This is a genomic window from Haloferax marisrubri (assembly GCF_001469875.2).
In the GTDB taxonomy this organism is placed as follows: Archaea; Halobacteriota; Halobacteria; order Halobacteriales; family Haloferacaceae; genus Haloferax; species Haloferax marisrubri.
The window spans coordinates 148,592-156,050 of sequence record NZ_LOPW02000016.1 but is presented as its reverse complement, the minus strand read 5'-3'; the positions used below and the strand labels follow the sequence as shown (position 1 = coordinate 156,050).

Here is a 7,459-nt window from a genome sequence, read left to right as displayed (position 1 = left end):
CACGCGTGGCTACAATCGATACGTTGTCGACGGCGAAGAGCAGCCCGCGGACCTCATGAACGACATTGAGCGGTTTGGAACGGCCGCGTTCAAAGAACAGGTTCGTGCCGACGCTGCCAAAGAGCCGTTCGTTGACGAACCGGCGACACTCGCCGTGCTTGCGACGTTGAGTGCGATCTGTGTGAAAGCACATCCGAAATTCGAGCACGCGCCGCCCCGGAACATCCAGGTGCTCTACGACATCCGAGAACTGTACGTCAATAATCTCGCATCACTCCTCCGAAACCACGGTGATGGAACGCTCCAGCAGGACATCGCGGAGGTGCTGTACAGTAAGGAGCCCGGCGAGGATGGGCCGCATCCCGGCCGAGTTTGTACGGGAATCACGGAGATGCCGGAGTTCGGAGATGGACTGTACCTCGAAATCCCGATGGCAGCGGCGTCACGCAGATGTCTCGTTCGAGCGGAGGGCGGGTCATCGCCGGAGAGTGACGATGGTGGAGAGATACTGACGCGAGTGAAGGACAACAACCTGTACGTCCCGGTCGGCGATTTCGACAGCAAGTATCGGGACTACGCTGAGCGGGCGTTCAAGAAGCTCCTGCGGGTGCAGGAAGACGGGCTCTCCGACGACCAGCTATCGTGGCTGACCACGAACGAGTCGGCAATTACGGAGCGGATCGACCGCTTCCTCGAGACCGGCCATCACGAGCGCATCTGGCGGAACTGGGACCGTGGGGAACGGACGATTCGCGTCCTCCGGCGGGCTCTTAGTGATGCGCCCGATGACGTGGCGCAAAAGGGTGAGTTCCACACGGCGAAGGAGTTCTATCGAGCGGTTGAGGTGTATAAGGCTGAGGACGAGTGGGAATCGTCCGTGACGGATTGGATCTCGAGTCCGAGCAGTCTCGCGAAGACGCTAGCCGATCACGAGTCCCACTCGGCCGTCACGATCGACCGCGACGGGCGCGTCAATACGTACCGAATCGGGCGAGCCGGAACCGGCGCCGAACAGATCGAAGTGCGAGAGATCGAGGACCTCTTCGAACTCCCCTGTATGGCGAATATGGAGGAGCGGCTACACCAGAAGAAGCCCGTCCGGAAGGACCTCTACAACTTCGCGCGGATGGTGATGTGGCTCCCGCAGTACCAGGACAGCAGCCTCGACGAGATCGTCGCGGACCTCAAGGACGTCTTCTCCCGGTGGCCGTGGTACGACGAGCAGGAGACCGAGTACCAGGTTCGCTACGAATTCTCGAACACGATCGACGGCGACACGCCGTTGCCGATGAACTGCGATAACGACGATCTACAGCGCTACTGTACCGGCCAGGACCAGTGTCCCTACTCGATCTGGGGCAGCCTCCCGTTCCCGGATGAGATGTACGAGCAAGTGGACGAGCAGTCCGCCGGTCCCGCTGAGAAATTCTAAATCATAGTCTTCCCTCAGATTGTCGAGAATTGTTTACAGACCAAAGATATCCCCTTCTGAATCCCCCGTCGAGCAATTTTCAGCGTCTAATACAGCCAGTATCGAGAGAATCGGGGGTGATCCACAATTCGAAGTGCCGAGACGGAGAACCTCGAGGGTATCAGAATAGGTGAAGCAGTGACCCCAAAGAAGTCAGATATCGCCGATATCACCTTTGTTACCCCGCCGTCGAGCAATTTTTGAAACCACAGAGTTATTTCAGAACTCGTCGAGGTACCTTCTACGCCTTCAAATCGGCCCGACGGAGTTCTTCTTCGATTTGAGGTCGTTATAGTGTCTTGCATATCGCGGTTTTCGTCCAAAGAAAGAGGCGATATGCAATGTGCGAAGGCCGCCGGCTCTCTCAGGCCGAGGGGCCATCACAAGGGTAGCGGACCTACGGAAGTGTCAGATGTAGCGCATAGATTGAACGGGTGCGTTTTGGTGGTGTCTATCGCCCCCGCGAGGGGGTGGCGGGGCGCATCACGTGCCCCCGATAGACGATGACTTCGGACCAACGCAGCAAGACACGAGCAGCGGATCACACAGGAACTACCCCCGACGATGAGGCGCCGTGGGCGGATCTCGAGATGGCGGTTCCGACCGACCGGGATCACGCGTCGGTCGTCGCCTTCGTGGAGTGTGCTCTCGTCGAGTTCACACACGAGGCCGTGGGCGCCGTCTTCGTCGCCCACCAGGTCGGGCGGTCGACGCGGACGCAGTACGTTGCCGCCGACGACGTCGGCGAGCAGTTCCAGAACGGCGCTTCGACGACCGACTGGGCTGGCACGAGACCACCGTTCCTCGACGAACCGTTCGCGACGAACTCATCACCCAGCTCACACGGTCGCCCTCGACGTCGGCGGAGTGGGCTGGTGAAGGAGCAGCCGGCGAGCCAGACACGTTCGAGGTGAAGCCAGTTCAAGATCTCCGAACGCCGTAGGGGCCAGACTTAACCAACACCTCTTGCTCTTTTCGAGCTACAATGCAACTATCCCTCTGGATGTGCCGACGCTCAATTAGTACAGTTCTTGTCGAACGCCTCGAGAGTGCATTACGTGAGGAAAGACCAAATTCTGTTGGTTAAGATAGTCGTATCACTCCGGAACTGAGGATACTTCATTGCTCAAAAACCAGCCGCTAATTTGAGATACTGATGCTTCTTGTTCTGAAGTTCAATCGTCGGCAGTATACGCACCGCTTCGGTGCTCGATTCGATGGACCTCGAGGATTGACTCGTCGTAGTCCAAGACACAAGCCAGACGATACTGTCCGATACGTAGTTTCGAGAATGGCCCACCAGTTAACGGCTCAACAAAGTCGTCAGGATCTCGCCACTCTGAGTCGACAATCTCGTCGAGCTTTGAGACGATCCGGTCTTGAACGTGCGTATCGAGCCCTTTGAATTGGTTCGCAGCGCGTGGTGAGAACTTCCACGTCCAGTCTTCCTCACTCACCATCCGTGTCTCGATCCATCATTTCGAGGACTTCGTCTCGCGAGACTAAATCTGATTCACCGGACCGGAGGTCGTGTTCGCTCGCTGCGATTTGCTTCCATCCTTCTCGCGAAAATTCGGGATGTTTGATGGCGTCACGAGCAGCGTAGCGAAGGAATTCGCTCCGTGAGTTGAACCCCTGTTCTTCCCACGTTGCGTCGATGTCTTCGAGGAAGGCTTTGCTTAGCCGGAGGTTTATTTGCACCATCTCTGGGCCGTTATTGCTGGACCCTGTATCAGCATCGGACATATACGTGTGCTATGCGTCCGTATAGACATAAGCCTTCTCCGAAGAACTACCTGATTGCCTTGATCGAATTCTCGGTGTCGTCGAAAGATTGGTCTGTACGTATCCACATCATGATAGCGTAATTGTCTAACCATGGACACGGATCTCAACCAACAGGTAAAAGAAATCGCCGAAGCGCGGGGCTTCACCGGGTCGGAGATCCTCGAACAAGCGTTGGAACGCGGTGTCGAAGATCTCTGGGTTGACCTCGTTCTCTCGAGATACATCGACGACGAAATCGACCGCGAGACCGCAATCAACCTTGTCGGTCGAGACCGCGTCAAGCGAGCAGAGCAAGAGGTACAGGCTATCGAAGACGACGTTCGGTGGGGACTGAATGCGTGATTCTCGCGGTTGCTGATGCGGGCCCTATTGTAATCACAGAGACCGCCAAAAGACCGTGTTCTTACTACTGTCCTCTCGGGCACGCTTGTCCGCCAGTTCCTTGAACTGGTCATCTCGAAGGACCGTTCCAGCTCTGTACTCGATGCTATCCTAGTGGAGCGGTGACGTACTAAACGCAAGACCTCGATGCGCACCGTTGGAAGAAAAGAATACGAGATCGGTACGTAACCCAGAGGTCCGCGTGTGGCTCACATCGTACACACGAAAACGGCTAAGTGCGTTGGCTCACAATGTACACATCATGAGCACCGAGAAGAAGCGCGTGCAGTTTCGGGCCCCCAATCGGCTCATCGATCGGGCGGATGCACTCGCTGCAGTCCTTGGGGAAGACCGGACAGACGTCCTCGTGACCGCGCTTCGGGAGTACCTCCAAGACGCCGCTCACGACGACAAACTCGTCCAGGAGATTGCCGCCGCCTACTACGACGACGAGATTACCTTCGAGCAACTCAAAGCGCTCGTCGGCGCCGAAGAGGCGGCCAACCTCCGCGTGTTGAAACAACAGTTAGACGAGGACTTCATCGACGAGGTTGCCGACGTATAGATGGCGCAGCTTATCGCAGACGTCTCCGCCCTCGTGAGTCTCGGGATCGTTACTGGCGACGAGCCCGATCCACTCGCACTTTGTCTTTCACAGTACGAGGTCGTCGTCCCAACGGCGGTCATCGATGAACTCCGTGAGATTGCCTCCTACGATGACGTCCACGGGCACGCTGCGTCCGCCGTCCTCGACCAAACGGATTCATTCACAACACAGTCGGTCGAGTTTGATGCGGAGTTTCCGCTCGATGACGGTGAGAACGCGGCGGTCACCCTCGCAAACGAACTCGATGCTGTGCTCTTCCTCTGTGACGAGTTCAACCAACTTGGTTTGATCCACGCCTCACTCGCTGATACCCGACTCGTCACGACGCCGACGCTGCTCTCGGTGTTCGTTCGAACTGAACAGCTCTCAGCTGCTGATGCGCGCCTGCTCCTCGATGACATCAGCGACGCTCGTAGCTGGGGTGCGAACAGCTACGTGCAACGCGCTCGCTCGTTGCTCAACGAGCCCTAATTCTCCGGGCTTCAACTGTACTGAAATATCTCTCTCGCGTCGAACCACGAGCGCTACGAGGCGAGCAACGATTCGAGCCGATCCCGAAGGGCGTCCCTGTGGACCGTCTCGGTCGCGACCTCCATCTCGCTGGTTCCCATCTCCTTGAACCCCGTTCCGGTCGGCACGAGGACGACGGACTCATCAGCAGCGATATCGCCACGCTCCGCGAGGCGTGACACGCCGGCTAGCGTCGTCGCGGACGCCGGCTCGACGCAGAACCCGCCGTCGACGGCAAACCGGCGCTGAGCGGTCCGTATCTCGTCGTCGGTAACGGAGACGACGGCGCCGTCAGTATCGCGAACCGCGGCGAGCGCACGAGCGCCGCTCGGCGGGTCCGGGTTCCCAATCGAGTGAGCGATGGTGTCGCCGGTCTCGTCGGGTGACAGCGGCGTCGGCTCCGTCTCCCCGGCCTCGAACGCCCGCGTTAGCGGGTCGGCTGTCGCGGTCTGGATGAGATACAGGCGCGGCGGCTCCGCGATCAGTCCCGCGCGCTTGAGGTCCCGGATTCCGAGCCAGATCCCCGAAGCGAATCCACCGGAGCTCGCCGGTAGCGCGATCACGTCGGGCGCCGCCGGGGCGAGCGACTCGTAGATCTCGAATAGTGCCGTTTTGTACCCGCTGATGCGGGTGGGCACGTCGCTCACGAGCACGTCGATTGGGAGGTGCTTGGACAGCTCAAGCGCGTCCCCGTACAGCTTCCCGTAGTCGCCGGCAACCTGTACGATGGTCGGCTCGTACTGAGCGATGAGCTCCAGCCGCACTGACGAGGTCTGCTCCGGAACGAACACGACGCACTCCCGATCGAGGCTTGCCGCGTGGGCAGCGGTGCTGATCGCCATGTTACCGTACGAGACCGTGCCGACGACGTCGCCACCGGTCGCGACGGTGTGTGGAACGGCCACCGCGCTCCCGCGGTCTTTGTACGCACCAGTTGGATTCTCACCCTCGTCTTTGACGAACACCCGAGCGCCCGCGGCGTCGTCGAGTCCGGGGCTCCTGACGAGGGGCGTGCCGCCCGCGGCCCGCGCGACACCCTCGGGGCGATCAATTGGCAACAGCGCTTCGTACCGCCACATCCCATCCCGGTCTCGACAGTCGTCCCACGAGAATGCCGTCGGGTCCGTGTCAACCCAGAGTGCTTCCCCGCAGGCGCACCTGACCCGGGCGCCGTCGTCGTAGCGCTCCCCGCAACGGTAACAGCTCAACGAGAGAGACATAGCGATGCTGTGGTGGCCGGAGACATATGCGTTCGCTTGCGGTTTCGAACGTACGTCCTCTTTCTGTCCCGCCTGGGGTTCGTTGCGGAATCAACGCGCTCCACCGGCTTGCTGGTGTGGGACGATACAGCCCGCCCCGCTCGCCGCGTTCCGCCCTCCGCTTGCTCACGGTTCACGCTGCTCACCGTTCGCATCGAGACGCTCCGTACAGTCGCGTCTCGCTTCGCTTGCGACCGACCATAGCTGCGCCGGGCAAGCTCGGCGTTCCGGGCTCAAGTGAATGTGCTCTCGACGCCAGCATTAAGCGCGAGGGGGTTCGCGGCGTGGCTGCTCACTCCCGAGTGGGGGACATCTATCTGAGGCGATCATATAATTGGTCAAAAGTCAGTTATTTTCACCGGAGACCGAGACGAACTTGCTGGTAGTGGGTCTGCGGACCTATTAACTGAATGTTGGCGACCCGGTTGAATACTCTCGATAATTTGAACTGGCCACTCGTCTTCCCCCGATATGATGACCGACGAACTCGACTCCTTGCTCGAGTGGTTCGAGTTGAAGGACGAAACTCGGACTGGATGGGAGCTTCGGAATATCGACTCGCCTGAATCGGTCGCAGCCCACACATGGGGGACAGCGTCGCTGTGTCTTCTCTATGCCGAGCAAGAAGGGGTTGACCGTCAGAAGGCAGTGACGATGGCACTCATTCACGACCTCGGCGAAGCTCGAACGGGCGATATCGCAACTCGCGCGGAAGACGGACGCCAGACCATCACCACGTCCGAGAAGGAGGCGGCTGAACGGAGCGCAGTAACCGATCTCGTCGGGCCCTTCAAAGATACTGAACTGCTGTCGCTCTGGGAAGAGTACGAAGCCCGCGATACCCCGACGGCACAGTTCGTCAAGGACATGGATCTGATCGATAACTGTCTCCAGGCGCTCAAGTACGAGCGCCAAGGTCGGTACGACGAAGCCGAGGCGAACGACCACTTTGCCGAGTTCGAGAATCTGGACGAGTTCTTTGCTACCGCCGCGCCTCGCATCCAGACAGAGCTCGGCCAGGACTTGTTCGAACACATTAAATCGCAGTACGAACGAGAACTCGGACGACCCTGCCAACTCTGAAGACGTCAGTCGAAACTCCCACGGTCGGTGTCGCGCCTGTACTGACTGCGTCAACCAAAGTGTGACAGTAGTTCTACGATACCTGGTTCTCCCTGCGTAGTTAGTGGTGTTTTTGCGCGTCTGCAAAGGGTGCAGGTACTGCCCTCCTGGCTGGTGTCGCTGGTTGCATGTCTTCCCTTGGGACCACGAAGGGCGCGACCGATGTCTTCGTGGAAAACGATACGGGCAGTAAGAAGAACATCTCTGTCGGCGTTCACGACGTCGACGGCGGCCACGAATAGATCCAGACGACACTCATCATCCCTCCGAACGAACACCGAAATCCGACTCGGCAGGACAAGATTCCATGGGGTGGGAACT

8 protein-coding genes and 1 pseudogene are annotated in these 7,459 nt (G+C 59.0%); 6 read left to right on the top strand and 3 right to left on the bottom strand.

Annotated features, from left to right (window positions below):
- Both AUR65_RS12100 and AUR65_RS12095 read left to right on the top strand, forming a co-directional pair.
- On the top strand, nucleotides 1-1,432 hold a 1,432-nt coding region (locus tag AUR65_RS12100; protein WP_058567104.1), incomplete at its 5' end, for a primase-associated protein.
- Between the two features lie 542 nt (nucleotides 1,433-1,974).
- Nucleotides 1,975-2,414 (top strand): annotated as a pseudogene (locus AUR65_RS12095) (hypothetical protein).
- Between the two features lie 232 nt (nucleotides 2,415-2,646).
- Here AUR65_RS12095 and AUR65_RS12090 read toward each other — a convergent pair.
- The gene (locus tag AUR65_RS12090; RefSeq protein ID WP_049914854.1) at nucleotides 2,647-2,931 is read right to left on the bottom strand and encodes a type II toxin-antitoxin system RelE family toxin; all 285 of its coding nucleotides are present in this window, start codon (nucleotides 2,929-2,931) and stop codon (nucleotides 2,647-2,649) included.
- A complete protein-coding gene (locus AUR65_RS12085; protein ID WP_042664891.1) occupies nucleotides 2,921-3,217 on the bottom strand; it encodes a ribbon-helix-helix domain-containing protein in 297 nt (98 codons plus the stop codon). The genes AUR65_RS12090 and AUR65_RS12085 overlap by 11 nt, the downstream gene beginning before the upstream one ends.
- Nucleotides 3,218-3,349: 132 nt before the next feature.
- Here AUR65_RS12085 and AUR65_RS12080 point away from each other — a divergent pair, with 132 nt between their 5' ends.
- The 3 genes from AUR65_RS12080 (at nucleotide 3,350) to AUR65_RS12070 (ending at nucleotide 4,718) form a co-directional block, all read left to right on the top strand.
- A complete protein-coding gene (locus AUR65_RS12080; RefSeq protein ID WP_058567098.1) occupies nucleotides 3,350-3,601 on the top strand; it encodes a hypothetical protein in 252 nt (83 codons plus the stop codon).
- A 301-nt stretch (nucleotides 3,602-3,902) separates the two neighbouring features.
- The gene (locus tag AUR65_RS12075; RefSeq protein WP_058567097.1) at nucleotides 3,903-4,205 is read left to right on the top strand and encodes a hypothetical protein; all 303 of its coding nucleotides are present in this window, start codon (nucleotides 3,903-3,905) and stop codon (nucleotides 4,203-4,205) included.
- A complete protein-coding gene (locus AUR65_RS12070; protein WP_058567096.1) occupies nucleotides 4,206-4,718 on the top strand; it encodes a hypothetical protein in 513 nt (170 codons plus the stop codon). It begins immediately after the preceding gene.
- 53 nt (nucleotides 4,719-4,771) lie between these two features.
- Here the strand turns inward: AUR65_RS12070 and AUR65_RS12065 are convergent, their stop codons facing one another.
- A complete protein-coding gene (locus tag AUR65_RS12065; protein ID WP_394337342.1) occupies nucleotides 4,772-5,977 on the bottom strand; it encodes a threonine synthase in 1,206 nt (401 codons plus the stop codon).
- A 510-nt stretch (nucleotides 5,978-6,487) separates the two neighbouring features.
- On the opposite strand from AUR65_RS12065, the gene AUR65_RS12060 reads away from it, so the two are divergent.
- On the top strand, nucleotides 6,488-7,099 hold the full coding sequence (locus tag AUR65_RS12060; protein WP_042665617.1) for an HD domain-containing protein: 612 nt from the start codon (nucleotides 6,488-6,490) through the stop codon (nucleotides 7,097-7,099).
- The last annotated feature ends 360 nt before the right edge of the window (nucleotides 7,100-7,459 follow it).

Coding starts and splice junctions, on each gene's coding strand:
- AUR65_RS12090 (WP_049914854.1), bottom strand. CDS start 2,931: ATGGTGAGTGAGGAAGACTGGACGTGGAAGTTCTCACCACGCGCTGCG.
- AUR65_RS12085 (WP_042664891.1), bottom strand. CDS start 3,217: ATGTCCGATGCTGATACAGGGTCCAGCAATAACGGCCCAGAGATGGTG.
- AUR65_RS12080 (WP_058567098.1), top strand. CDS start 3,350: ATGGACACGGATCTCAACCAACAGGTAAAAGAAATCGCCGAAGCGCGG.
- AUR65_RS12075 (WP_058567097.1), top strand. CDS start 3,903: ATGAGCACCGAGAAGAAGCGCGTGCAGTTTCGGGCCCCCAATCGGCTC.
- AUR65_RS12070 (WP_058567096.1), top strand. CDS start 4,206: ATGGCGCAGCTTATCGCAGACGTCTCCGCCCTCGTGAGTCTCGGGATC.
- AUR65_RS12065 (WP_394337342.1), bottom strand. CDS start 5,977: ATGTCTCTCTCGTTGAGCTGTTACCGTTGCGGGGAGCGCTACGACGAC.
- AUR65_RS12060 (WP_042665617.1), top strand. CDS start 6,488: ATGATGACCGACGAACTCGACTCCTTGCTCGAGTGGTTCGAGTTGAAG.